13 protein-coding genes are annotated in these 26,130 nt (G+C 51.7%); 10 read left to right on the top strand and 3 right to left on the bottom strand.

Going from position 1 to position 26,130, the window contains the following annotated elements; translation table 11 throughout:
- Nucleotides 1-85: 85 nt before the first annotated feature.
- The gene (locus tag FH755_RS07445) at nucleotides 86-2,269 is read right to left on the bottom strand and encodes an EAL domain-containing protein (protein ID WP_292440111.1); all 2,184 of its coding nucleotides are present in this window, start codon (nucleotides 2,267-2,269) and stop codon (nucleotides 86-88) included.
- 50 nt (nucleotides 2,270-2,319) lie between these two features.
- The gene (locus FH755_RS07450) at nucleotides 2,320-3,189 is read right to left on the bottom strand and encodes an SDR family NAD(P)-dependent oxidoreductase (protein ID WP_292440113.1); all 870 of its coding nucleotides are present in this window, start codon (nucleotides 3,187-3,189) and stop codon (nucleotides 2,320-2,322) included.
- Between the two features lie 93 nt (nucleotides 3,190-3,282).
- Between FH755_RS07450 and FH755_RS07455 the strand changes: the two genes are divergently transcribed.
- Nucleotides 3,283-4,119, top strand: coding sequence for a protein-glutamate O-methyltransferase CheR (locus FH755_RS07455; RefSeq protein ID WP_292440114.1), 837 nt, complete (start codon nucleotides 3,283-3,285; stop codon nucleotides 4,117-4,119).
- 2 nt (nucleotides 4,120-4,121) lie between these two features.
- On the opposite strand, the gene FH755_RS07460 is transcribed toward FH755_RS07455, so the two are convergent.
- Entirely contained in the window at nucleotides 4,122-4,796 is a 675-nt protein-coding gene (locus tag FH755_RS07460) for a DUF4126 domain-containing protein (protein ID WP_292440116.1), read from the bottom strand.
- 148 nt (nucleotides 4,797-4,944) lie between these two features.
- On the opposite strand from FH755_RS07460, the gene FH755_RS07465 reads away from it, so the two are divergent.
- The 9 genes from FH755_RS07465 (at nucleotide 4,945) to FH755_RS07505 (ending at nucleotide 26,119) form a co-directional block, all read left to right on the top strand.
- Complete coding sequence (locus tag FH755_RS07465; RefSeq protein WP_292440118.1) at nucleotides 4,945-5,703, top strand: Nif3-like dinuclear metal center hexameric protein; 759 nt, start codon at nucleotides 4,945-4,947, stop codon at nucleotides 5,701-5,703.
- Nucleotides 5,704-5,707: 4 nt separating this feature from the next.
- Nucleotides 5,708-7,066: a YhjD/YihY/BrkB family envelope integrity protein gene (locus FH755_RS07470; RefSeq protein ID WP_292440120.1), complete on the top strand. Its 1,359-nt coding sequence runs from the start codon at nucleotides 5,708-5,710 to the stop codon at nucleotides 7,064-7,066.
- The gene (coaBC, locus tag FH755_RS07475; RefSeq protein WP_292440122.1) at nucleotides 7,063-8,289 is read left to right on the top strand and encodes a bifunctional phosphopantothenoylcysteine decarboxylase/phosphopantothenate--cysteine ligase CoaBC; all 1,227 of its coding nucleotides are present in this window, start codon (nucleotides 7,063-7,065) and stop codon (nucleotides 8,287-8,289) included. The genes FH755_RS07470 and coaBC overlap by 4 nt, the downstream gene beginning before the upstream one ends.
- Complete coding sequence (gene dut, locus FH755_RS07480) at nucleotides 8,261-8,716, top strand: dUTP diphosphatase (protein WP_292440124.1); 456 nt, start codon at nucleotides 8,261-8,263, stop codon at nucleotides 8,714-8,716. Before coaBC ends, dut begins: the two co-directional genes overlap by 29 nt.
- 11 nt (nucleotides 8,717-8,727) lie before the next feature.
- A complete protein-coding gene (locus FH755_RS07485) occupies nucleotides 8,728-11,229 on the top strand; it encodes a phosphomannomutase/phosphoglucomutase (RefSeq protein ID WP_292440125.1) in 2,502 nt (833 codons plus the stop codon).
- 13 nt (nucleotides 11,230-11,242) lie between these two features.
- Nucleotides 11,243-12,151 carry an acetylglutamate kinase gene (argB, locus tag FH755_RS07490; RefSeq protein ID WP_292440128.1) on the top strand — a complete coding sequence of 303 codons (909 nt, stop codon included), beginning with the start codon at nucleotides 11,243-11,245 and terminating at the stop codon, nucleotides 12,149-12,151.
- The gene (gene slmA / locus FH755_RS07495; protein ID WP_292440130.1) at nucleotides 12,148-12,765 is read left to right on the top strand and encodes a nucleoid occlusion factor SlmA; all 618 of its coding nucleotides are present in this window, start codon (nucleotides 12,148-12,150) and stop codon (nucleotides 12,763-12,765) included. The genes argB and slmA overlap by 4 nt, the downstream gene beginning before the upstream one ends.
- Complete coding sequence (locus tag FH755_RS07500) at nucleotides 12,762-13,217, top strand: hypothetical protein (protein WP_292440132.1); 456 nt, start codon at nucleotides 12,762-12,764, stop codon at nucleotides 13,215-13,217. The genes slmA and FH755_RS07500 overlap by 4 nt, the downstream gene beginning before the upstream one ends.
- Nucleotides 13,218-13,474: 257 nt before the next feature.
- The gene (locus FH755_RS07505; RefSeq protein WP_292440134.1) at nucleotides 13,475-26,119 is read left to right on the top strand and encodes a retention module-containing protein; all 12,645 of its coding nucleotides are present in this window, start codon (nucleotides 13,475-13,477) and stop codon (nucleotides 26,117-26,119) included.
- The last annotated feature ends 11 nt before the right edge of the window (nucleotides 26,120-26,130 follow it).

Below are 26,130 nucleotides of genomic sequence, written 5' to 3' on the forward strand. Positions count from 1 at the left end.
TAAAACAGATGGATAGTGTGTGTGCGTGTTTGTTTCAGGGCAGCGGTTGCACCAATTTGAAGACCCGCGTTCAAGCAGTGCACGATTATGACGCGCTATCTCTATCCTGTTCATTGATGATGGTAAACCGGGTCTCTTCTTCCAGCGGCTGCCAGTCGGTGTTTTTAAGAATACGGGCTTCCGGGCGGCCGATATGATATCCCTGCGCGTAATCGACACCATACTGACGTAGCAGGGTGAGGATGTCCTTGTTTTCGACAAATTCGGCGATGGTTTTGCGGCCCAGCCCTTTGGCGACATCAATCAGGGCTTTTACAAACAGCTGATCATCGGCGTTTTTGTCCAGATCCTTGATAAAGATACCGTCGATTTTGATGATATCAATCGGTAGTTGACGCATATAGCTGAATGAAGCAAAGCCGACCCCGAAATCATCCAGTGAGAACTGGCAGCCCAGTGCTTTGATTGCGGTCATCATCAGTTTTGCCTGCTGCAGATTGGATACCGCTGCGGTTTCGGTGACCTCAAAAATGAGTCTGGACGGGTCGACCTCATATTTTTTGATGACTCGTTTCAGAAATGGCAATAACACCGGTGCATCGACCATGGAGCCCGAAAGATTGATGGCGAATTTAACGTCCTTGCCCTCTTTCTGTAGTTTGCTGAGCTGTCGAATGCCCTGCTGAATCACAAACTGGTCGATGCTCTGAATCAGGCCGACCTCTTCAGCGATCTCGATAAACTTGCCCGGCATCCGTATCTCGCCGCTGCCTGGATCGCGCATCCGGATCAGCACTTCGTAGTGCTGAATCGTGTTGTGTTCGATATTTAAAATTGGCTGGTAGTGGAGCACAAAATGATTGTTCTCCAGCGCTTCTTCGATTTTGTGCTTCCAGAACACCCTCGTTTCCAGCTGTTCGCGGGTCTGATCGTCGGCAGAGAACACATGATAGGTGTTTTTGCCGGCGGATTTGGCCTTGTACATGGCCAGATCGGCAAAGCCCATCAGTTCATGAATGGTCGCATCATGCAGCGGAAATCCCACTACGCCGATACTGCCGGTTACTTTGTGTTTGACCGTACCGTATTCCAGTTGAATCTTGTTGAGTTCAAGCAAAATCTTTTTCGATAAAGTGACGGCGCCCAGTTCATCGGTCTCCGGCATCAGCACGGCGAATTCATCACCTCCCAGTCTGGCGACCAAATCGGTATAACGCACCACCTGCTTGAGCGTTTTTGCTACCAGTTTGAGCAACTCGTCGCCGGCACGGTGGCCGCTGGTGTCATTAATATCCTTGAATTGATCCAGATCCAGGAACAACAGTGTGTTGTTGTGGTTATATCGAAGCGCGGTGCGCAAGGATTTTTCGAATTCCTCGACAAACTTGCGGCGGTTACACAAATCAGTAAGCGGATCATGCTCGGCCATCCAGACGATGCGTTTTTCCGCCTCCTTCTTTTCGGTCATATCCAGACCGACAGACATTAATACCGACTGATTGACATTGTTTTCAATGCGCGAATGTAGCCAGGAAATATCCCGGATATGGCCGTTTTTATCAATCAGCTCCGATTCCTGCTGGGCAATCTGGAGGTTGCCGGCGGAGAGTTCTCTGAATAAGGTCAGGGCTTCAGTCCAGTTACCGGCAGGGAAAAAGCGTGCGACATCCGAGTTGAGCACTTCAGCTTCGCTGAAACCGGTAATTTTTTCGCCGTAGTCATTGAACATCGTGAGTTTAAAGTCGGCATCAATGGTGAGAATAATCAGCTGTGCCGTATCCAGCAGGTTTTTAACAAAGTCGCGTTCCCCACGCAGTTCTTCATTGGCCGCATGCAGCATCTTGGAGCGCTGGCTGACATTCTGGTCCAGCTGTTCCAATACACTGGACAGCTGCTTGGAAGCTTTCAGCAGATCACTGATTTCCTGCAAGCGGGAATGCTCCCCGGTGGATTCAAAGATTTGCCGCGCTTCGTCGTATTTCTTGGCTGATAACAGCGGTAAAGCCTGTGTAATCTGATCTAGGTTTTCCAGCGGGCGCGTCAGTGTCTGGTAGTGACGTACAGCAAACAGCGTAGCGAGAACGACCAGTACCAGGCCAGCCAGCGTGTAATAGAGTACGGCCGTGACAAGATCAGAGTGGTCGGGAAGGGCGTTGGTATGAAACAGATAAGCAAAAACAATCAACGCGATGAAGCCGGCGATCAGCACGCTGCTGAATGTTTTAGTGGCAGCAACCCACTGTAGGCTGTTACGCGATAGAGAGCGCATTAGTCATTATCCGCCTTCACACAATCCCATATGAGAAGAAACAGGCCCCTTCAGGCGCGTTTCTCGTTATCTGACACTTTTATCAAAAACCAGTCAAGCGCCCGCTGTGGCAGCAGCCGTTTCAAAACAGCAAATAAATAGGTCGGAAAAGTCACGTAGTAACGGATTTTGGGTCTTGTGGCTTCAAAAGCATGCAGACATTTTTCCACCACCGCGTCTGGCGGCAGGGTAAACGGCGCAGCCGGGCCCTCTTTCTGCAGACGGGCTTCCAGGGCTTCATAAGTTTCAAAGTGGGCACTGGTGTTGATATCGATATGTTTTTCATAGCGGGCAAACGCATTGGCGCGGAAGCGACTGGCAATGGGACCGGGCTCGATCAGACTGACAAAGATATCGGTATCGGCCAATTCCAGCCGCAGGGTGTCTGCGAGACCTTCAATCGCATATTTACTGGCATTGTAGGCGCCGCGATAAGCCATCGAAACAAAACCGAGTACGGAGCTGTTATAGACGATGCGGCCGAAACCCTGCTTGCGCATCTGGGAAATCGCCAGATTGGTCAGTTGCTGAGTACCGAACACATTGGTTTCGAACTGTTCACGCAGTGCCTGCCGGCTCAGGTCTTCAACGGCGCCGGGCTGGCCGAAGGCGGCATTATTAAAGAGGCCGTCGAGTCTGCCATTAAGGAGTTTCAGCGCCTGTTCAAAGCCCTGATTGATACTGTTCTCATCGTCCAGATCCATCAGAACCACTTTGATATTGCGCTTTTCCAGCATGACCTTATCTTCAACTTGACGTACAGTGGCAACAACATTGAAGCCGTGCGCCTGCAGCATATCGGTCGCCCGCAGGCCGATACCACTGGAGCAGCCGGTCACAAGCACGTTTCTGACCTTCGATTTTTGCGATTGTTTTTTCATAAGTTTGTCAATCTAACTAATATTAAAGTAAATGTTTAAGCATTCTGACCGATAAATGCTATATATTCTCTGACTTTTTTCTGCCAGGCCGACATGCAGCAAACCCAAGAAATCAGCACTTTTGATTACCAGCGCTTCCGACAATTCCTGGAACAGGCCTGCGGTATTCTGTTGGGTGAAGGTAAACAATACCTGATTGTGAGCCGTCTGACCCGGCTGATGCGGGAAGAAAATATCGCCAACTTGTCGGCTTTGATGCTGGCGATCGAAAAGGGTCAGCCGCGACACCTGCGCGATGCGGTGATTGATGCCATGACTACCAATGAAACTTCGTGGTTTCGCGATGGGCAGCCATTTGAAACCCTGGGACAGGTAGTCCTGCCGGAGTTTGAGCAGCGCGGCAACGGGGCGCTCAAGATCTGGTCATCGGCCTGCTCCTCTGGTCAGGAGCCCTATACCATCAGCATTATATTAAGTGAGTATTTGCGCAAGAATCCCGGCTCCAGGCTCGGCGGCAGCCAGATCATTGCTACTGATATCTCCGCCTCAATGCTGGTTCAGGCCAAAAAGGCTGAGTATGAAAATGTCGCTTTGGGCCGCGGCCTATCGGACAGCCGCCGACAGCAGTTTTTCAGTAAGGTCGATGAGCGCTGGCGGGTGATCGATGAAGTACGTAACCGGGTCAGTTTTCGTGAACAGAACCTGCTGCAGGGCTTCAGCACGCTGGGCAAATTTGATGTCATTTTCTGCCGCAATGTTCTGATCTATTTCTCCGGTGAGCGTAAACAGGACATTCTCAAACGTATGGCTTTGTCACTGAACAAGGGGGGGTATCTGTTTCTGGGCGCTTCAGAGACCATCAGCGGCTACAGCGATGCTTTTGATCTGGTGCGTACGCCGTTCAGCACGGTTTACCGACGTAAAGACTGAGTCTACCAGCGCTTATCCGGACTGTTTTCAATCTGCGTCGGATCGGCTTGTGCCGGCGGCGGCTCCGGCGGCGCTGGGGGTTGGCATAGACCGAGCCAACTGCCGACACGGCGGAACAGTTCTTTGATCAAACGCCATAGTCTGGGCAGCAGCCAAATCATCAGCACGACAAATGCCACCAGCGCGATCAAGAACAGCAGCGGATGGTTGAGTGCTGTCCACAGACCGCCTATCACCAGTAAGTCTTCAGTGATTGAAGCGCCCCAGTTGCTGACAGGTTCCGGTGAAGTATTGATTAACAACCGGCTGCCGGCTTTGGTAGCATGACTGCCTGCGGCTAATGTGCCGCCCAGCAGTGCGGCACTGAGTTCTACCGCCGGGGTGACATCGCCGACGGCGCTGGCAGCGAGCATGGCGCCGGCGGGAATACGGATAAAGGTGTGCAGGCTGTCCCAACCGGTATCAACGCCGGGCATTTTGTCGGCAAAGAATTCGACACAATACATAAACCCGGCTGCCGTCATCACCAGCGGGTCACTGAGCACTTGCAGTTCTTCAGGGAGGACAATATTACCGGTCAGCCCCATGTATCCAAGCATAAAAATGGTGGCATATAAGTTAATACCACTAGCCCATGCAGCGCCCATACTCAGGGCGATAATATTGACGGCTTCCATCGCTTTCGTCTCCGTTTTGCTATAGTGGCGGCTAATCAATGCCAGGGATTCAAGCCCTGCTATGGCCGCAGTCTGGCTAAGCGTTCAGGCTGACGTCATCATGTTCATCAATAATGACGAAACTCATGACAGGACAGGAACTGATTTGATGATAACCCGAACAGCGCTTCTCGCCTATATCGAAGAAACCCTGGATCCGGGCCGCTTCAAGGATTATTGCCCCAACGGTCTGCAGGTTGAAGGAAAAGACCAAATCGAAACGCTGGTTTCCGGTGTCACTGCCAGTGAGGCGTTGATTGACGCAGCGATTGAAGCCGGGGCTGATGCCATCCTGGTGCATCATGGCTATTTCTGGCGCGGCGAAGATCCTCGCATTGTCGGTATGAAACAGCGTCGACTGAAGCGCTTGCTGGAACATGACATCAACCTGCTCGCCTATCATTTGCCGCTCGATGGCCATCAGACGCTGGGTAATAATGCCCAGCTGGCGCTCAAGCTGGGGCTGGAGGTCGACGGCCGTATTTCCGGTACCGGCGATCCGGCAATTGGACTTTGTGGTTGTCTCAGCGAGCCGCGATCATTGAAGGATTTTTCCCTCCACGTCAGTCAGGTGCTGGGACGGGAACCGCTTGCTGTGCAGGGCCATGACCGGCCTATCACCACCATAGGCTGGTGTACCGGCGCCGCGCAGGGTTTTTTGCAACAGGCAGCCGAGCTGGGACTGGATGCGTTTCTAAGTGGTGAGATATCGGAGCCTACCACGCATATGGCGCGTGAACTGGGCATTCATTATATCGCTGCCGGTCATCATGCGACCGAGCGTTACGGGGTGCAGGCGCTGGGGGAAGATCTGGCGCAGCGCTTCAATATCCGTCATCATTTCATAGATATTGATAATCCGGTCTGAATTGATGATTCAAAATTACCAGAGGCAACTGGACGCCAAACTCAGCCAGCTTAAGTATTTCTTTAAAACCGGTTTGTGGCAGGACATACCGCCTGAGACCAATCCTTTATACAAGCTGTGGCTGAACTTCCTCAGAGTCAGCTTTATTATGGGACGGGAACTGGCTGCCGGTGAACTTAATCTGCGTGCCATGAGCCTGGTCTTTACCACGTTGTTGTCGCTAGTACCCCTGATTGCGGTCGCATTTTCCGTGCTCAAGGCTTTTGGTGTACACAACCAAATGGAACCGGTACTGCTGGGACTGCTGGAACCGCTGGGCGAGCGGGGACCTGAAATCACCGAGAACATCATTGGGTTTGTGCAGAACATTAAAGTCGGCGTTTTAGGTTCGGTGGGTCTGGCGATGTTGTTTTACACCATCATCGCGCTGGTGCAGAAAATTGAAAATGCCTTTAACTTTGTATGGCGGGTCAAGCGTTCACGTTCTATCACCCGGCGCTTTACCGATTATCTCAGTGTGATCATGATTGGGCCGGTGCTGGTCTTTTCGGCACTGGGTTTGGCGGCCACCGTACTGAATCATGAAGTTGTGCAGTCGCTGAGAGGGATTGAACCCTTCGGCACCTTGATCGTAATAGGCACCAAGTTGCTGCCCTATGTGATGATTATCCTGGCCTTCACCTTCCTGTATAAATTCATACCCAATACCAAAGTGAAGCTGGCCCCCGCATTGATAGGGGCGACCGTGGCCGGGGTGTTGTGGATTTCTATCGGTACCCTGTTTGCATCCTTTGTCGCCTCCTCGTCCAACTACACGGCGATTTACTCCAGTTTCGCGATTCTGTTCTTTTTTATGATCTGGTTGTATCTGGCCTGGTTTATTCTGTTGACCGGCTCTCAGGTGGCTTTTTATCTGCAGCATCCCAAGCTGGTGAAACTGGCCGGTAAACCATTGACCCTGAGTCCTCGCCTGCGTGAAAAAGAAGGACTGTGGCTGATGACGGTCATTGCCAAACGCTTCTGCAAAAAGCAGCCGCCATTAACGGTTCAGGAACTGGAAGAGCAGACCGGGCTGACCAACAATGCCATCCAGGATCTGCTGGGCACGCTGGAAAAAGGGGGCTTGCTGGTGGAGCTCGCTGGTGACGAAACCCGTTATGTACCGGCTCAGGATGTTGATGCCATCAAGGTGGCTGCGGTCCTGCATTGCCTGCGCACAACAGAGGAAAATGTGAATTACACACTTAAAAGTCTGGCCGATGACGGCGTGGATGGTTTGCTGAATGCTATCAGTAATGCCCAGGCCGAGGTAGTGGGCGATATGACGCTGAAACAGCTGGCCATGGGGAAAGCCATATCATGAGTGACAGCCCGCTGCTCGGAAAACAGATAGTACTGGGTGTCAGTGGCAGTATCGCCGCCTATAAAAGCGCTGATCTGATCCGGCGACTGCGTGATGAGGGGGCGGAAATCCGTGTAGTCATGACGCGCGGTGCAACGGAATTTATTACCCCGCTGACATTGCAGACCCTGAGTGGTCATCCGGTGGCGATTGAACTGCTGGATGCCGACCAGGAATCGGCGATGGGCCATATTGCGCTGGCCCGATGGGCTGACTGGGTACTTATCGCGCCGGGCAGTGCCGATACCATTGCCAGACTGGCGCAGGGACGTGGTGATGATTTACTGACCGCTTTGTGTCTGGCAACGGATTCACCGATTGCCGTGGCGCCGGCCATGAACAACAAGATGTGGTCCCATGCCCAGACCCAGGACAATCTGGCGCATTTGCGGCAACGCGGTGTGCAGATTATTGGCCCAGCCAGTGGGGATCAGGCCTGTGGTGAACAGGGTGAAGGCCGCTTGCTTGAGCCGCTGGATATTGTGGCCGAACTGAAACGATTGGTGGTACCGGGGGCACTGGTTGGACGCCATGTTCTGATCACAGCCGGGCCGACTTATGAGCCGATTGACCCGGTGCGTTTTATCGGTAACCGCAGCTCCGGCAAGATGGGCTTTGCACTGGCACAGGCCGCGAAAGAAGCCGGCGCGGATGTGACGCTGGTGGCAGGGCCTGTTCATTTGCCAACACCCAGCGGCGTCAGACGCGTTGATGTAGAAACCGCTGAACAGATGCACGAAGCCGTGATGCGCGCGGTAGCCGGCAGTGATATTTTTATCAGCTGTGCCGCCGTGTCCGACTTTCGTCCGCAAAGCCGGGAAAGCGAGAAAATCAAAAAAACCACGCATGATCGTCTGCTGCTGGAACTGGAACCCACCACCGATATTGTGTCTGCCGTCAGTAAACGGGTAAACCAGCAGACCTTTGTGGTTGGATTTGCGGCAGAAACCCGCCATGTAGCTGATTATGCCCGTGATAAACTGATGCGCAAAAACCTCGATATGATTGCCGCCAATCAGGTTGGCGAGAATCAGGGCTTTGCCGTTGATGACAATGCGCTGCAGGTATTCTGGCGTGATGGTGATGCCATGCTGCCACTGTCGCCCAAGACGCAGCTGGCGCGTGACTTGATGACTTTAATCATAAGACAATTCGATGCAAAAAATTCAACTGAAAATTCTTGATTCACGACTGGGCGACTCTATTGAGCTGCCTGATTACGCAACTGCCGGCTCTGCAGGCCTCGATCTGCGCGCCTGTCTCGATGAGCCGGTCATGCTCAACCCTGGTGAGACGTTACTGATTCCTACCGGGCTGGCGATTCATATTGATGATCCCAGCCTTGCCGCCGTGCTGTTGCCGCGTTCTGGCCTGGGCCACAAACATGGCATCGTGCTGGGTAACCTGGTCGGTCTGATTGATAGTGACTATCAGGGGCAGGTGTTTGTCTCGTGCTGGAACCGGGGCGACACCGCGTTTGAGATCAATATCGGTGAACGCATCGCGCAGATGGTGTTTATCCCGGTCGTCCAGGTCGGTTTTGAGCAGGTCGATGAGTTCACGACCTCCGAGCGCGGCACTGGCGGTTTCGGCCATACCGGACGGCACTGACGGAGCGCGGAGTGAAAAAGCCGGCACTGACAACCTTAACCAGCAGTTACACGGTCAGTGTTGTCCTGCTGGCCCTGACGGTTATCCTGCTGTTGCTGAGCCTGCAATTTTATCAGCAACAGCAGCAAAGCCAGACTGCTGCGGTCACAGCAGCATTGCAGCAGCAGCGATTTGCCGCCATTGAGGCTTCGCTGCGAAACGCCGTTTCCCATCAGCAGACCAGGTTGGCGACACTGGCTGAGTCTTTGCAACTGGCCAATTTGCTTAGCCGTACTGACGAAAAAAATATTCTGGACTGGCAGAACAATATCAAACAGCTGTTGCCCGAAGTGGAACATTTCTGTGTTTTGCTGAGTTTGCCCGATAAGCCCGGTAATAACGGCTGTCTCGATATTAGTTACCTGACACTGGACAGCCTGCGGCAGTTAGAGGATAAACCACAGTCTGACATCGCCATGGTGCAGCCGGGCAGCGATGAGGCGCATATACTGCTGGCGCAGAAACTAAAGTCGACCGATTCGTCGGTCAAGGCGCTGGTGATGACGGTAAAGGCGTCGTGGCTGGATCAGCAAATCGATGACAGTCTGGTGGCATCAGGTTACCTGGAAATAAGCCAGGGGCAAAAAGCTGCTACCAAGCTCTCTGGCTACGGTAACCCGCAGTTCAAACAGGGTAAGCCACTATTTTTGGCTGAGATTCCCAATACCCACTGGACGCTGCAATACTGGCCTGAGCAGCGTAGCACTGCTGCCGGTTTTATGTTGCCGGCATTTGTTATGACCTTTATCTTGATTATCTTATGGTGGTTTCGAGACTTTTATCATCAACGTTTGCTCAGGCAGGACAGCGACACACTGAGGCAGCAGTTGGATGATTTACAGCACAGCAGCCTCAAGCCAGAGTATAGACTGCGCGTAACCGCACTTGAGCCGGTTTCTCTTGATATCAGTCATCTGGTAGTACCTAAAAAGGGAATTCAGCCGAAACCACCGAAACCGAAAGCGCCTGTCGATGAAGCCATTGAGGAAGAAATTCTCCTGTCTTCCGAGCCTGAAATAATCGTAGAGCATGCGCTGGCCCAGGCTTCAAAAGTTCAGTTATCCCAAGCCAAGGAGCAAGAGAAAAACGTGCCCACTTTGCCGGACAAAGCGATTTTTCGTCATTACGATGTGCGCGGTAAGGTTGATAGTCAATTGACACCTGCGGTGATGGAACAACTCGGGCAAGCGGTTGCCAGCGAAGCACTGGAGCAATCACAAACCAGGCTGGTACTGGGCCGGGATGGCCGTCTCAGCAGTGACAGCCTGGCTCAGGCCTTTATCAAAGGTGTGTTGAGTACCGGTTGCGATCTGATTGATGTCGGCCAGGTACCGACCCCCATGGTTTATTTCGCCTGCGAACATCTTGAGACCCACACCGGCGCCATGATTACCGGTAGTCACAACCCCACCGACTTCAACGGTCTTAAGATCGTCATCGGCGGCAAAACGCTGTTGGGTGAGGGCGTCAGCAAACTGTATGACCGGATTAAGGAGAAACGGCTCAAGCAGGGGCAGGGACAGTTGAGCCGGGAAAATATCAAGCAGGCTTATATTGATCGTATTGCGGGTGAAATCAAACTGAGCCGGCCGATGCGCATCGTGATTGACTGCGGCAACGGGGTGGCCGGCAATGTGGCGGCAGATTTGTTCGATGCCCTGGGCTGTCACGTCACCGAACTGTTCTGCGAAGTCGATGGGCGTTTCCCGCATCACCACCCTGATCCGGGCCAGCCCGAAAACCTGCAGGATTTGATTAAAACCGTTAAAGAACAGGAAGCGGAACTGGGCCTTGCTTATGACGGTGACGGTGACAGACTGGGCGTGGTCGATGGCGACGGCAATATTATCTGGCCGGATAGGCTGTTGCTGCTGATGGCGCAGTATATGCTGGTGGATCAACCCGGCGCCACGATTCTGTTTGATGTCAAATCAACCAGTATGCTGGAAGAGGTGATCAGCCGCGCCGGTGGCAACCCGATCATGACGCCGTCAGGTCATTCTGTCATCAAAAGCCTGATGGTCGAGCATAATGCGATGCTGGCCGGGGAAATGACCGGACATTTCTTCTTCCGTGACCGCTGGTATGGCTTTGATGATGCTTTATACTCAGCAGCCCGCTTGCTAGAATTGCTCGCCGCTGATCCGCTGGAACGGACACCAACCGAGGTGTTTGCGGCATTGCCATCGCGAGTCAGCACGCCGGAAATTATCGTCGAAATGGCGGAGGGCGAGAGCCATCGTTTCATCGAGCAGTTGCAGGCCAATGTCGAGTTTGCCGGTGGCAAGCTGTCGACGGTAGACGGCATCCGGGTGGATTATCCTCAGGGCTGGGGGCTGGTTCGTGCCTCCAATACCGTACCCGGTCTGACTTTGCGGTTTGAGGCGACCAGCAAGGAAGAACTGGAATATATTAAACAGGCCTTTATCCAGCAAATGCTGCAGATTAAGCCGACGCTGTCTTTACTATTTTAGAAGAACAAACATCATGAGTCTGAACACACAACGTGCTACCCATATCGCTCAGGTTCTGACTGAAGCGCTACCCTATATCCAGCGTTTTTCGGGCAAAACCCTGGTGATCAAATACGGTGGGAATGCCATGGTCGACGAGGATCTCAAAAACAGCTTTGCGCGGGATGTGGTGCTGATGAAAGCGGTCGGCCTCAATCCAGTGATTGTCCACGGCGGTGGTCCGCAAATCGGTGACCTCCTGCAGCGCGTGGGCAAACAAAGCGAGTTCATCAATGGCATGCGGGTGACAGACAGTGAGACCATGGATATTGTCGAAATGGTACTGGGTGGTCAGGTCAATAAAAGCATCGTTAACCTGATTAATAGTCATGGTGGCCGGGCTGTGGGCCTGACCGGCAAGGACGGCAGCCTGATATATGCCGAGAAACTGCATGTGTCGCAGGGCAGCGACGATCCGGCGGTAAAAGCCTCTGAAATGATCGATCTGGGCCATGTCGGCAAAGTATCCAGTATCGATACCAGTGTCATCGATATGCTGATCCATAGTGATTTCATTCCAGTGATTGCCCCTATCGGTGTCGGTAAAGATGGCGAGTCCTACAATATCAATGCCGATCTGGTGGCAGGTAAAATCGCCGAAGTGCTGCAGGCGGAAAAACTCATCTTATTGACAAATACGGCCGGTCTGCTGGATGCTGACGGCAAGTTGCTGACCGGTCTAAATGCCAGACAAGTCAATGAATTAATCGACGATGGCGTGATTTACGGCGGTATGTTGCCGAAAATCGGCTGTGCCCTGGATGCGGTTCGGGCTGGTGTCACCACGGCGCATATCATCGATGGCCGGGTGCAGCATGCGGTATTGCTGGAACTGTTTACTGATGAAGGGGTTGGCACCCTGATTCGCGGGGGCGCACGATGAACGACAATGTACAACCAAGCCGGGCTGAGACAAAAAGCTCTCGTCGCCAGCAGATCCTGGAAGCTTTAGCCAGCCAGCTTGAGCAGCACCCCGGCGAGCGCATCACCACGGCCAAGCTGGCAGCCAGTCTCAATGTCTCGGAAGCCGCACTTTACCGCCACTTTCCCAGCAAAGCACGCATGTTTGAGGGCCTGATTGGCTTTGCCGAGGATACCGTGTTCGGCCTGATTCGCCGGATTATCGAAGAAGATCAGAATGCCCTGTCACGTATTGAAAAAATCATGACCCTCTTGCTGGGATTCAGTGCCAAGAATCCGGGCATTACCAGTGTCCTGGTCGGTGCGGCTTTGACTGGCGAAACCGAACGTCTGCGTCAGCGCGTCAGCCAGTTTTTTGACCGGCTTGAGACCCAGTTCCGTCAAATCCTGCGAGAACGTGAACTGAGCCTGACCGAGGCCGGTGGCCGTCCGGTCAATGAAACGGCCAACCTGCTGTTGACAGTCATTGAAGGTCATATGCAGCAATATGTTCGCAGCAGCTACCGGCAATCGCCGCTGACCGGCTGGGAACAGCAATGGCGGCTGGTTGCCAGTTTGTTGAGGCCTTACGCATGATTAAAGTCTGTCTGATAGGCGAGGATATTAGTAAAGAGAAGGCGCTGCTGCAAAGCCAGTCTGGCATTACGTTGCATACTATTGCCATGGCTGAGACGGATGTCATGCTTAAAACTATCTGCGACATACGTCCTGATATTCTGGTTTTATCAGACGTGGGCAGTAAGTTGCCCGCTGATGAAATCTGCATGCATGCCTATTTGCGGGCACCGGATATCAAGACACTTATCATTACCGAACACGAAGCCGACTACGCCAGACTGGAGGCGACCGGATTCAGCTGTAAAGGCTTTATGCTGCATCAGCAGCGTCATGCCATTGTCCGTGCCGTCCGGGTGATGTACGACGGCGAAGCCTGGTTGTCCCGCAAACTTGTGACGACAGTGCTCGACCAACTGGCCAGCAAAGCGGTCTCAGCCAAACCGCGACCACAACTGGTCAATAAACGTTAATTCCCTTTTCTGCCTAACCCCACTACGGCAAAAACTATCATTTTTAATCGATAAAAGCGATTGAAAAAAAACGCTTTGTTCGGTTTTTTTGCTGAAAAAGGTGTCAAATTAGTACCACCGTACAATAGTTTGCCCTTTCCAATTCCCAGAGAATGGTCACCGTTCGAGTAAAAGCACCGGCGGATGAAATCTTCGGTCGTGTGCATGCCGGGCCAAATGACTGGCCAATTAATGGATGAATTTGAAGGGGATGATCAATGGCAACACAAATCGGCGTAATCACAGCTGTCGTAGGTACGGTAACCGCCACAGCTGAAGATGGTTCCATCAGAACGTTGCAGGCAGGTGATCGCGTTTATGCAAACGAAGTGATCAGCACGGGCCCTGCCGGTGCAGTCGAGATTGAGTTTGCAGATGGCAGTGTGATGGATTTGGGCAGAGACAGCCAGGCGATGCTTGATTCCGCCGTGTTTAACCCCAATGCCACCGAGCTTGCGGAATCAGAAGGCGAAGCCGTACCGGATGATGTTGCCGCTATCCAGCAGGCCATCCTCGAAGGCGAAGACCCGACAGAAGCCGGCGAAGCAACCGCAGCTGGTGCCGGTGTCGAAGGCAGTGACGGTGGCCATGATGCCGTATTCGTTAACTATCTGAATCCAGAAGTCACCCCTGAAGCTGGTTTTGACACTATCGGTGTTAACAACACCTTTGATGAAATCATAGATGAGCAACTGATCGACGGTGTCCCGACTGCGGGAATCACCGAAGTTTTGCTGGATGAAGATGATCTGGTAACCGACGGCGAGATCGATCTGAGTGATGTCAGTGCAGAGTTCCTGGCTTATCTGAATGCGCAGCATGGCGTCGATGCATTTGGTTTCGACTCACCCGCCGGTGTTGACGATGAACGCACCGAACTGGGTGATGATACTGGTTCTCCTGATGGTCATTTCCTCGGTGGTAGCCTGGTGGCTAACTTCGGACTGAATGGTCCGAGTGAAACTGACCCGATTATTTTCAATGTCACCAGTGGTTCTGATGTCACTGACAGCAGCGGAAACCCTGTTACTTCGCATGGACATCAGGTTAAATACTGGGTTTCAGCGGATGGCCTGACAGTCATTGGCTACATTGTTGACGGGGACTCAGAAGGTGGTCAAGAACTCCCTCCAGAACTGACTGCACAGCAAGAAGTCTTTGACGGCTGCCAAGGTAGCGGTGATGACTTCCCTGAAATGGCGGAAATTATCTTCACCGCTCAAATGACGCCGAATGCCGATGGCGGCAGCTTCCTGGTCGGTATCTTCGGTCAGTTTGACCATGCCGCGCCTGATTATGAAAATGGTGAATTCGTTTTCGAAAACAACCTATTCCTCAACCTTGGCTTCACCATCACCGATGCCGACGGCGACAGTGCCACTGGCACCCTGCAAATCAATGTCGACGATGACAGCCCGGTTCGTGCAGGTGATGAAGAACAAGGAATGGCTACCCAGAGCGGCACAGTTTACGAAGACAGCCTGTCTTTTGAAGATGGTGACCTGTCTGAAGGCAACCCCAACAACGCCAGCGTTATGCTCATTACTTCTGATGAGAGTGATGCTGATCAATCAGATATCGAAAGTTTCCTCGGCCTGTCAGCTGGTGCGTTGGAACCTGCTGTTGACAGCAACGGCGGTGCTGGTGAGGCGGGTAATGGTTCAGCGGCGAAAACCACATTAACAGTCGAAGCCGGCGATATCATCAGTTTCAACTGGGTCTTCGACAACGGCGAGTCTGGTTCAGATGCACTTGAGTATAACGACTTTGCTTTTGTCGTTATTAATGGTGAAGTGATTGAACTCGCTGACAGCAGCGCTGGTAATCTGGCTGCAAATCCGTTTACCTATGAAGTGACCGCGGATGGTGAAATCACCATTGGTTTTGGTCAAATGAATGTGGGCGATACCGGTGTTGATTCCAGCTTGTCAGTCTCTGATCTGACCTTGAATGGTAATCCGGTCAATGGTGGCTTTGATGGCTCCTTGACTGGTTGGGATACCTTGGGCACTGTTGACAGCACAGATAGCCTGATTAGCTCAGATGTCATCAGCGGTAACCTCAACAATCTCGTTAACATGGGTGCCGATGTTCCTGGTTCTTTCGCCTTGCTGCAGGCTTCTGAAAATGAAGTTCAGCAGGCGCTGTTCCAGGCGGGTATTGACTCGCTGCCGACCTTGTCTTCCAAAGGTGAAGCAGTTAGCTACAGCGTTCAGGTAATTGGTGAGGGTGATGATGCTATCTCTGTGCTGACTGCCAGTGCCGGTGAAGGTGAAGAAGCACGTGAAGTGTTTACTCTGACAATCTTTGGCAATGGTCAGTGGGAGTTTGATCTCAATGATCAATTGGATCACGTCGCAGGTGAAACCGCCGAAGAAAACTTTAGCCTGATTACGCTTGATGAAAACGGCGAACCTAATGGCTCCGTTGACAGCATTGACTTTACTCAATTGCTGCAAATCCGTGACTTTGACGGTGACCAACTGATCATCACTGAAGATGATGCCGACATGTTCACCATCTCCATTAAAGACGATATTCCTGTCGTTGGCGACAGCAGTGCGCTGGTGGATGACGATGCGCTGGAAGGCGGTAATGACGGCGGCATCGCGGATGATAATGGCGACGCTTCATTCACAGGTTCATTGAATGCACAGGTAGGTTCCGACGAACCTGCAGTCTTCAGTTTTGCACCGATGGACGGGCAAACCGCTTCTGTAGGTACCGAAACAGTTACCTTCTCATATGACAACGAATCAGCAGTTCTGACTGCAACGATCACTAGCGGTGATCGTGACGGCACTGAGCTGTTTACTGTAACGCTGGATACCGCTTCTGGTGAGTACACAGTCGACCTGCTCGACAATGTATTGCATGAGTCACTGGATGGCGAAACAGGTGATAACACCGAAAACAATGCCTTTGCCGATCTGACCTACAGCATCACGGATAATGATGGCGATACCGTTGAAGGTACCTTGAACGTCAACTTTGATGACGATATGCCGACGGTTGAAGTTGCACCTGACCTAGCAGTCAACTTCTTCAGCGAATCATTCGAAGACTTCAGCGACATCAGCGGCAATAACTTCACTGTTGTGGGGCAGGGCGGTGGTACAATTTCCGGTAGTGCCGGTATTGTCTGGACCGTGAACGGTGCGGGTCTGGAAATCCAGTCTGGTAACGCCGGTGATGCCTCAGCCTCTGATGGTGATGTGCATGCCGAACTCGATACCGATAATAACGACACCCTACTGACACAACTGTCTACTGACGTTGATTTGCCAAGCGCCGATGTCATTCTGAGCTTTGACTATCAGCCACGCCCGAACCATGAAGACGACAGCGATATGTCCGTCAGTTTCGGTGACTACAGCTTCACCGTGAATTCAGACGCTGCCGGCAATGTGACTGTTGATGGTCTGCCTGAAGGTGTCACAGCTGAGCTGACAGAAGCAGCCGGTGGCTGGACCACTATTACCTTGCAATTCAGCGGCATGGATACCACCACACCGCAAACCCTGACTTTTGAAGGTCTGGGTAATGCGAATGAATTCGGTGCCTACCTCGACAACATCAATATGTCAGCGCTGCCCGTGCTGGCCGTTGACGAATCGGGTCTGGAAAACGGTAATCCTGAAACCGGTGCCGTTACCACTGCCATGGCCAGCTTTGACTTCAGTGGCTACTTCACTAGCAGCGTCGGTGCCGATGAAGAAGGCACCACAGCCTTCAGCCTGTCCCTGAGTGGTGAAGACATTGCTACCGGCCTGTATACGGTTGACAGTACAGATACGTCAACCGAGAACGATGGTTATGGCCAAGGCGCAGAAATTGTGCTGAACGTTAACGGTGAAGGTGTCATTGAAGGCACAGCTGACGGCATTGATGGCCCGCTATTTACCATCAGCGTAGATGCCAACGGTGTTGTGACACTGGAACAACTGCAAAACATCTGGAATGACGACACCGCTGACACTGACGAAGCGATGAGCATGCTGCTGGAAGCCGGCACCTTGCTGTTGACCAAGTCTGTCACCGATGCGGATGGTGATACTGTGAGTGCTGATTTGGATATCAGCGGTGTGGCCTATCGCTTTGAAGACGATGCGCCGATTGCCAATGAGCAAGCCGAAGCAGTCACTGCAAGCGTCGAAGAAGATGGCATGTCAGTGGTGACTGAAGATAATAGTGAAGGCAATAAACAAGCTGGCGATACCAATGCTGATGACGAAACCAGCGCTGAAGCCGGCACCCTCACTGCACTGTTCAGTGCCGGTGCTGATGCGCCAGTTACCATCAGCCTGTCTGAAAACACTGACAGTCTGCCGAGCCTGTACTCAAACGGTAATGCCGTGAGCTACAGTGTCAACGGGAATGTGTTGACAGCCAGTGCTGGCGGCATGACCGTATTCACCCTGACGGTGAATGCCGATGGTTCCTACGATTTTGATCTGCAGGATAAACTGGATCATGTCGATGATGGTACAGACTCTGAAAACAGTGCACTGGTCACTACAGAGGGTTCAGTCGAAGGCATCGACTTCAGCGGCATTCTGGTTGCTACCGACACGGATGGTGATTCAGTCACCGGTGCCGGTGAAGGACAGTTTGTTGTTCAAATTCAGGATGATATTCCGGTTATCTCTGAAGATGGCAGCGCTACCGTTATTCATGACGAATCAGCCCTTGCGCAGCCTCACATTTTCGATAATGATGCAGCCCATGACCTGTTTACCTTCCTGCAACCGCTGGGTGAAGGTGGCCCTGTTGAGCTGATAGGGGTAGCAGTTAACTCAATCAATGGTGCTCTTCAGTACAGTGGTGGCGCAGATGGCTTGGCTAATGTTTCATTAACCAATGCCGCAGGCGAGAGCTTTGACGGGCAGGCTTCAGGCCTGAGTGCTACTCAAGGTGGCCAGCCGATCTATCTGTATTCTCTATCAGCAGAATTACTTGCCACTATTGGCACTGCCTTTGGTGTCGACCTGGGTGACCAGGGGCTTGTTGGTGATAACTTTGTTCTGGGTATGACCAATGCGACCTTTGATCCTGCTGACCCGGCTGGCAGCTATGATTCAGCCGAAGACTTCCTAGCAGATATTGCCTTTGTTGTCGGTCTGCTCGAAGGCGAGCCAGGCAGTAGTGATGATCAACTCGCTCTATTACAACTTAAAGCTATTCAGCACGAAGACACCGAAAGTCGTGACGATGATGTCAGCCTTGAGAATTTGATTCACATTACGGTGACTGATAACGATGGCGACAGCGTCGTGACGCAAAATGCCATAACGGTTACATTTGATGACGATGGTCCTACTGCGATTATTCCGACCTTTATCGTTGCTGACGAAGACAATTTGCCTACCGGCGTAGGCGATGATCAGACTGGTGATCTGGCTCAAGCCAATTTGACAGGTACCCTCAGCCATACCTTCGGCGCGGATGGTGCCGGCTCGATTGGCCTGCAGAAAATGCATGGTGAGACTGCTGACTTTACCTCAAACGGCGAGGCAGTGACTTACAGCTGGAATGCAGATACCTCAACCCTGACAGCATCAACGGAAGTCACTGACTCGCCGGTGTTTACTATGACAGTAAACGCTCAAACTGGTGAATATGAGTTTACCTTGCTTGCCAATGTCGATCACAGCAATGATGGTTTCTTCTACGGTAATGATGAAAACCCGAATTTCATCCTTTCTAGCACTGACGTTAACTTCAAGCTGACTTATACCGTTACTGATGGTGATGGTGATAGCGTTGATGGTGATGTCTATGTGACTATCGACGATGATATGCCGGTTATCTCACAAGAGCAGGCCACTGCAACTGTTGATGACGAAGGTTTGGTCGATGGTATTGAAGGAGGTCCTAACGATGAAGTCACCGGTGCAGACGAAGCCATTTTCACTGGCAGCCTGAACTTCACCACCGGTGCTGATCAACCTGGCACAGTTGACTTTGCTGCAATGAACGGCGAAAGCGCGACTGTCGGCACTGAAACGGTAAGCTTCAGCTGGAATAGTGTCACCAACACGCTGACAGCAACTGGACCGCGCGGTCCTTTGTTTACGGTGGAAGTGACCGATACCGCATCAGGTGATTACACCGTGACCCTGCTGGATAACGTTCTGCATGAGTCACTGGATGGTGATGCAGGTGATAACACCGAAAATAACGCCAGTGTCGATCTTGAATTTACCGTCACCGACAATGACGGCGATAGTCAAACCGGTAATCTGACTGTCGACTTCGATGATGACACGCCGGTTGTGACCAGCCAGCAAATTAATCTGCTGACCGAGTCGTTTGAAAACTTTGCGCCTGACCTGACCGGTAATAACTGGACAGTCGTCGGTGAAGGTGGCGGTACCATCATTGGTAACAATGGTATTGAATGGACCGTTAACGGTGCCGGTATTGAAATTCAGTCTGGTAATGTCGGTGGCGCCAGTGCTTCAGACGGTGATGTGCATGCCGAACTGGATGCTCACGACAGCAATGGTGATGGCGGACCTACACTGACTGTGCTGTCGACAGACGTAGATCTGCCGACTCCCGATGCGACCCTGAGCTTTGACTTCCAGCCACGTCCTGATGATGTGGATGGTAGCGATATGGCGGTCTCACTGGGCGGACAAATGGTCAACATCAATGTTGACGGTGCCGGTGTGATTGATTTTGGCAGCTTGCCTGCCGGTGTGTCTGCATCACAATCAAGCAGTGCCGGTGGCTGGACCACCATCACCCTGACCTTTACCGGTCTGGATACCAGCAGTGCACAAACCCTCAGCTTTGAAGGCGTGGGTTCTGAAAACACGCTGGGCGCTTATATCGATAACATCAGCCTGGATGCAGTCGCCAGCCTGACTGTTGATGAATCTGCGCTGGCAGACGGCAACGGTGAAACCGGTGCTTCTACTACTGCAAGCTTCGACTTCAGCGGCTTCTTCAGCGGTGAGTTCGGTGCTGACGGCCCTGCCGGTGAAACCAGCGAAAGCTACAGCCTGAGCCTGAACGGTCAGGATGTCGCTTCCGGTCTGTATACCGTTGATAACAGCGATACGGCTGGCGATGATGGTGACGGCTACGGTCAGGGCACTGAAATCGTTCTCAACCAGGTAGGTGATCAAATCATTGGCTCTGCCGGGGGTACGGATTACTTCACTATCAACGTCAACGCCGAAACCGGTGAAGTCACACTGACGCAGCTGGAGAACGTCTGGCATGCCGATACCACGAACCCTGACGACAGCCAGGGCATGGTGCTGGATGCAGACTTGCTGAGCCTAGTCAAAACTCTCACTGATGCCGATGGCGACAGTGCAGAAGCCACGCTGGATCTGGGCGGTGTCAGCTTCAACTTTGAAGATGATGCGCCAGCTATTGAAGCGCAACAGCCAGCACAACCTTACCTGCTGACCGTGACCAATGAAGGCGGCGACGCCGGTTACAACAATACCTATGGTTTTTACATCAAAGGTGAAAACGGTGAGCCTGTCAGCGGTGAAATCATCTGGGCGAATGTCAAAGACAACACGTCCGAAGAAATCACGGTTGAAGTCACTGACCCATCAGATATCGGCTTCTTCATCATTCCTGATGGTGCGGATCTGAATGATCTGAGTAACGGCGATGCCGTGACCTTCCAGCAGGATGGCGAAGGTAACTGGGAAGTGCTTGTGGGCGGTGAACCGTTGTCTGGACAGGGTACTAATGTACTGTTCGACAATGCTGACCTGAATCCTGGCAACACAGATACCCTGCAGGATAATGCTGCAGCTGGTAATCAGAACTGGGAAGACATCATTGGCGGCGATAACGACTTCAATGACGTCAATATCAATGTCAGCATTAACCAGCTGGGTGCGATCACTGTCGATGAAACCGATATCGGCAACGGTGACCCAAGCAATGCCACTGCAACGCTGGACCTGTCTGGCAGCTTTACTCTTGACTTCGGTGCAGACGGCGAAGGCGATGTGGATTACAGCCTGTCGGTGGCTGATGATGCAGAATCAGGTCTGGTTGATACCGTTAGCGGCAAAGCGGTTGAACTGCGCGTGAATGGTGATGGTGGTGTTGAAGGCTACATCACCACTGACGACAATCTTGAGCTGGCCGTCTTTACAGCCAGTGTTGACGACAATGGTGAAGTTACCCTGACTCAACTGCGTGCGGTTGAGCATGATGACGTGACCGATCCTGATGAAGCGAACTCTCCGGCCACACTCAACGCGGGTGCCATTGCATTGACCGGTACCGTTACGGATGCCGATGGCGACAGTGCCAGCGACAGTATTGATGTCGGTGTGCTGTTTGCCTTTGAAGATGACGGCCCGAGTGTCGGTGCTCAAAGCGATGCAGCCGTTGACGAAGGTGAAACCGTTACCGGTCAACTGGTGTTTGATGCCGGCCAGGATGAGGGCGGAATTTCACACATCAATGGCGTGGCCCTGGAATTTGGTCAGGACGGTTACTCACAGGAAATCGAACTGGATCACGGCACACTGCAGGTCAAAGCCAATGGCGAATACAGCTACAGCGTTGACAGCGGTTCCGTATCTCAGGATGAAGTTGAAAACTTTAACTTCACCGTCACCGATGGGGACGGCGATACCGCTCAGGGCGCCGTGGCCATTACCATTGTTGATGCCCAGGTTTCTGACGTTGTGACGCTGAATGATGTCACGGTGAACGAAGGCGATGGCACAGCAACGCTCACCGGCAGCGTAGAAAATCCTGTTACCGGTAGTCCCCTGATTATTACGCTGGATAATGGGGCCACAATTACCATTCCGGTTGGTGATACCTCAGCAGCATCCACACCATTCGCGGTACAGGGCGATGATCCTTATGTAGATGGTGAAAGCTATACCGTCGAAGTGACGGGTACATCAGGTGGCAACTACTCGTCGCTGGATACAAGTGACGATGCGACCGTGACCGTCAATGACACCATTGATACCACCACCGTGACGTTGGACGATGTAAGTGTTGCCGAAGACGGCACTATCACCTACAACGCCAGTGTGGATAATGCCCCACAAGGTAACCTGACCATTACGCTGACCAATGGCGTCGTGATCACCATTCCTGACGGTGCAACCACGGGTTCCTCTGCGCCGCAAGCGGCCCAAGGCGATGATGTGTATGTTGACGGTGAAAGCTTCAATGTAGGCATTCAGTCAACCAGTGGTGGTAACTACGAAGATCTGGATACCACTGATACCGCCACCGTGACTATCAGTGACACCATTGATACCGTCACTGCAACGCTTAGCACTTCAACTACCGAAGTAAATGAGGATGGTGGTGATATCACCTATACCATCACGTTGAGCGGTGGTCCTGGTGATATTGACCCAGATACTGATCTGATCTTCAACCTGGCTAATGGTGAGCAGGTCACTATCTCTGCCGGTGATACATCAGGTTCATTCACTCGCACTTATTCTGATGGTGAAATTACCAATCAGGCATCTATCAGTAACAGCATAGCTGGCATCGCTTCAGGTGGCAGTGAATACGAGGATCTGCAAACAGCAGGTACGACTACTGTGGATGTGGATTACACACCGGATATCAGCAACCTGACACCGGAAGCTAATGGTGGTGATGTCACCGTTGATGAAGATGACCTGGCAGACGGTAGTGATACCAGCAAGGAATCAACGACTCAGGAAGGCACATTCACCATCAGCAGTGGTGATGCCATTGATGACCTGACCATTGATGGTCATGCAGTGATTACTGATGGCACCTTCAGCACCACCAGCTTTACCACGGCACTGGGTAATATCTTGTCTGTCACTGGCTACGATGCCAATACGGGTGAGATTACCTATACCTATGAACTCAGTGACAATACATTGAGTCATGGCCCTGCCAATAACGGTGAAAATGGGGTATTTGAAAACCTTACTGTTAGCCTGAGTGATGTTGATGGTGATGAAGCTACAGATACATTATCTGTACAAATCATTGATGATGTACCAACCGCAACAGCAGACAGTGCCCAGTCTCAGGAAGGATCAAGCGAAACACTGGGATCAGATCTGGTGCTGATGATTGATACCTCAGCCAGTGTGGACAGTAGTGATTTGAACTCATTAAAAACGTCACTACAGAACATGTTTAACAGTGGCTCAGTAAACTCTGTGTTTATTACTTCATTCGCCGAAGGCGGTACTTTCCATGATTCAGGTGTGAATGGTGGCTGGTTTACCAATCTTGGTGATGCGATGGATGCTATCAATGGCTTGAGTTCTTCTGGTAGCGGTGCATTCGGTACGGATTATGATGCTGCGTTAGAAGCGGTTACCGAGAACTTTACTGCACCACCTCCAGGTGGTGGTCAATTGGTTTCCATGTTTATCTCTGATGGTGAACCAAATGAAAATAATGGAACCGGTAGCAATGGCATTACCAGCGCTGAAGAAGCCGCCTGGATTCAATTCCTGGAAAATAATGGCTTCGATAACTCTTATGCAGTCGGTTACAACGGGCTGAATAGTGGTGACATTGGTCAGCTTGAACCGATTGCCTGGACAACAAGCGAAACCAATAGCACATACGATGGTGCAGGTGATGAGAATGTCATCATCCTCGACGATATCGATGATCTGACAGATACACTGGAATCAACCGTGACGGCGACGCCTGAACCGGTGACTGGCAATGTGCTGGATAACGATACGCCAGGAGCAGATGGTTATGGCGCGCCTGCACTGGTTGATGTGACTTATGACGGCACCACGGTAACTTTCAGCGATACCACAACTTCAGCAACTTTTGAGACTGATGCGGGTACCGTTGTCATTAATAGTGACGGTAGTTACGAGTTCACCGGATTGGCTGATACTGATACAGACATCAGCGCGACAATTGACTACACCATCCAGGATGGCGATGGCGATCAGTCAAGCAGCAATCTGGTTGTAACTACACAAGTGGCTGATGAACTGTATGTTGGTAGCAATCAGGCGAACACATACGAAACACAAGGTGGTGATGACGTCCTGATTGGCGACCTGGGAGGTCGGGATCAGCAATACAGTCCGGGCAGCAACTACAGCATTGCGCTGATCGCTGATGAATCTGGCAGCATGGCGGGTGATCGTAATGAGTTGCTCAAAGATGCGCTGGAAAGCTTCGTTAACGATCTGGCAGACCATGATGGTGTGATTAATATTGCACTGATTGGTTTTGGTCCGGGGGCTAGCCTGGAAATCTCGGTAAGTGATTTGGCCAATAATCCGGATGGTCTGGATGATCTGCTGGCTGAAATTGACGATTTGGGGGCAAGTGGCGGTACCAACTATGAAGCGGCGTTTGATGAGGCTGTGGAATGGTTTGATGGACAGCCGGATGGTCATGAATTTATCAGTTACTTTATGACTGACGGTGATCCGACGCTATACAACGGTGGCGGTGATGGTAATGAAACGGATTTTGAGACTTTCCAGGCAGCGGTTGAAGCTTTTGAAGCCTTAAGTGCCATCAGTGAAGTTAACGGTATTGGTATCGGTAATGGTGTCAATGAAGACTATCTGCGCTTCTTTGATAACACCAACAACGCTGGTACGGGTACTGAAACCTTTGGTACAACCACCACTGTTCTGGCTAATTTCTCTGGGTCTAATGACCAGTTGGATGAAGAATCAGACTGGGATTTTGAGAGTGGAAGTGATGAGTCCAGTGGTCAGCTTTCGATCAATAATGGTGAGTTCCGTATTCGCGATAATAATGGCGGACCGGCTACAACGGTAAATAGCAATGCCTTCACAGCAGCTGTAGGAAGCATCTTGTCATTTGACTTCGGGCTGGGTGGTCGAACCAGTGAAGCTGACAACTTTAGTTGGAAAATTCAGAAGGATGTCTCAGGAACTTGGACAGATGTACAAACTGGAACACTTGAAGGAAGTGGAACCATCACATCAGATGCTTTGGATGGGGGAAATTATAGACTCCAATTTAGTGTCGATGACCAAGCTGTTGAGGAATATACGGTATGGATTATTCCTCCATTCTGGTCTGAAACCAGAGAGTCAACTAATGATGATCTCTTCATAGATAATATAAGCTTGGAGCAGCCAATTAACGTAACTGGCCCAGTTGGTGAGCCACAAGTCATCAACGATGCGGATGAACTGACTGCCCAACTGCAAACCGGCAACACCACGGAAGGCCCTGCCGACCTCGGTGATGATGTGCTGCAGGGTGGTGAAGGTGATGATGTTATCTTCGGTGATACATTGTTTACTGATAACTTGACCTGGACCAATGATGATACTGGTGAAACATTCAGTGCCGGTCATGGCCTGGGCTATGAAGGTCTGGTGGAATACCTGACTTGGGCAGTGAATGATGGTACAGCCCCGGATGATGCGCAAATCATGCAATACATCCGTGACAACTACGATGATCTGATTAATCCAGCGCCTACTCAGGCTGAGATTGATGCTGCCGGTGATGACACGCTGATTGGTGGTGGCGGTGACGACATCCTGATCGGTGGTGAAGGTGCCGACATCTTCCAGTGGAATGAAGGTGATGACGGTTCAGCGGGTTCTCCGGCTGTAGACACTGTTGTTGACTTCAATGCCGGTGAGGGTGATGTGCTGAACCTTGCCGACCTGTTGGATTCCGATGGCAGTAAGACTATCGATGACACCAACCTGGATAATTACCTGAAAGCGACATTTGATGCAGGTAGTAACCAGACTAAGATCGATGTCTACACCAACGGCGATGCCAATACAGGTGGTGACTCAACTCAAAGCATCTTCGTTAATGGTAACCAGCAGGATCTGACTACCCTGTTGAACAATAACAATCTGGATGTTGACCAGAGCTAGTGACTCTGGTG

The organism is Methylophaga sp., from assembly GCF_009711715.1.
Lineage (GTDB): Bacteria > Pseudomonadota > Gammaproteobacteria > Nitrosococcales > Methylophagaceae > Methylophaga.

What these genes read in the sequence shown, in the direction of transcription:
- FH755_RS07445 (WP_292440111.1), bottom strand. Translation starts at nt 2,269, where the DNA reads ATGCGCTCTCTATCGCGTAACAGCCTACAGTGGGTTGCTGCCACTAAA.
- FH755_RS07450 (WP_292440113.1), bottom strand. Translation starts at nt 3,189, where the DNA reads ATGAAAAAACAATCGCAAAAATCGAAGGTCAGAAACGTGCTTGTGACC.
- FH755_RS07455 (WP_292440114.1), top strand. Translation starts at nt 3,283, where the DNA reads ATGCAGCAAACCCAAGAAATCAGCACTTTTGATTACCAGCGCTTCCGA.
- FH755_RS07460 (WP_292440116.1), bottom strand. Translation starts at nt 4,796, where the DNA reads ATGGAAGCCGTCAATATTATCGCCCTGAGTATGGGCGCTGCATGGGCT.
- FH755_RS07465 (WP_292440118.1), top strand. Translation starts at nt 4,945, where the DNA reads ATGATAACCCGAACAGCGCTTCTCGCCTATATCGAAGAAACCCTGGAT.
- FH755_RS07470 (WP_292440120.1), top strand. Translation starts at nt 5,708, where the DNA reads ATGATTCAAAATTACCAGAGGCAACTGGACGCCAAACTCAGCCAGCTT.
- coaBC (WP_292440122.1), top strand. Translation starts at nt 7,063, where the DNA reads ATGAGTGACAGCCCGCTGCTCGGAAAACAGATAGTACTGGGTGTCAGT.
- dut (WP_292440124.1), top strand. Translation starts at nt 8,261, where the DNA reads ATGCAAAAAATTCAACTGAAAATTCTTGATTCACGACTGGGCGACTCT.
- argB (WP_292440128.1), top strand. Translation starts at nt 11,243, where the DNA reads ATGAGTCTGAACACACAACGTGCTACCCATATCGCTCAGGTTCTGACT.
- slmA (WP_292440130.1), top strand. Translation starts at nt 12,148, where the DNA reads ATGAACGACAATGTACAACCAAGCCGGGCTGAGACAAAAAGCTCTCGT.
- FH755_RS07500 (WP_292440132.1), top strand. Translation starts at nt 12,762, where the DNA reads ATGATTAAAGTCTGTCTGATAGGCGAGGATATTAGTAAAGAGAAGGCG.
- FH755_RS07505 (WP_292440134.1), top strand. Translation starts at nt 13,475, where the DNA reads ATGGCAACACAAATCGGCGTAATCACAGCTGTCGTAGGTACGGTAACC.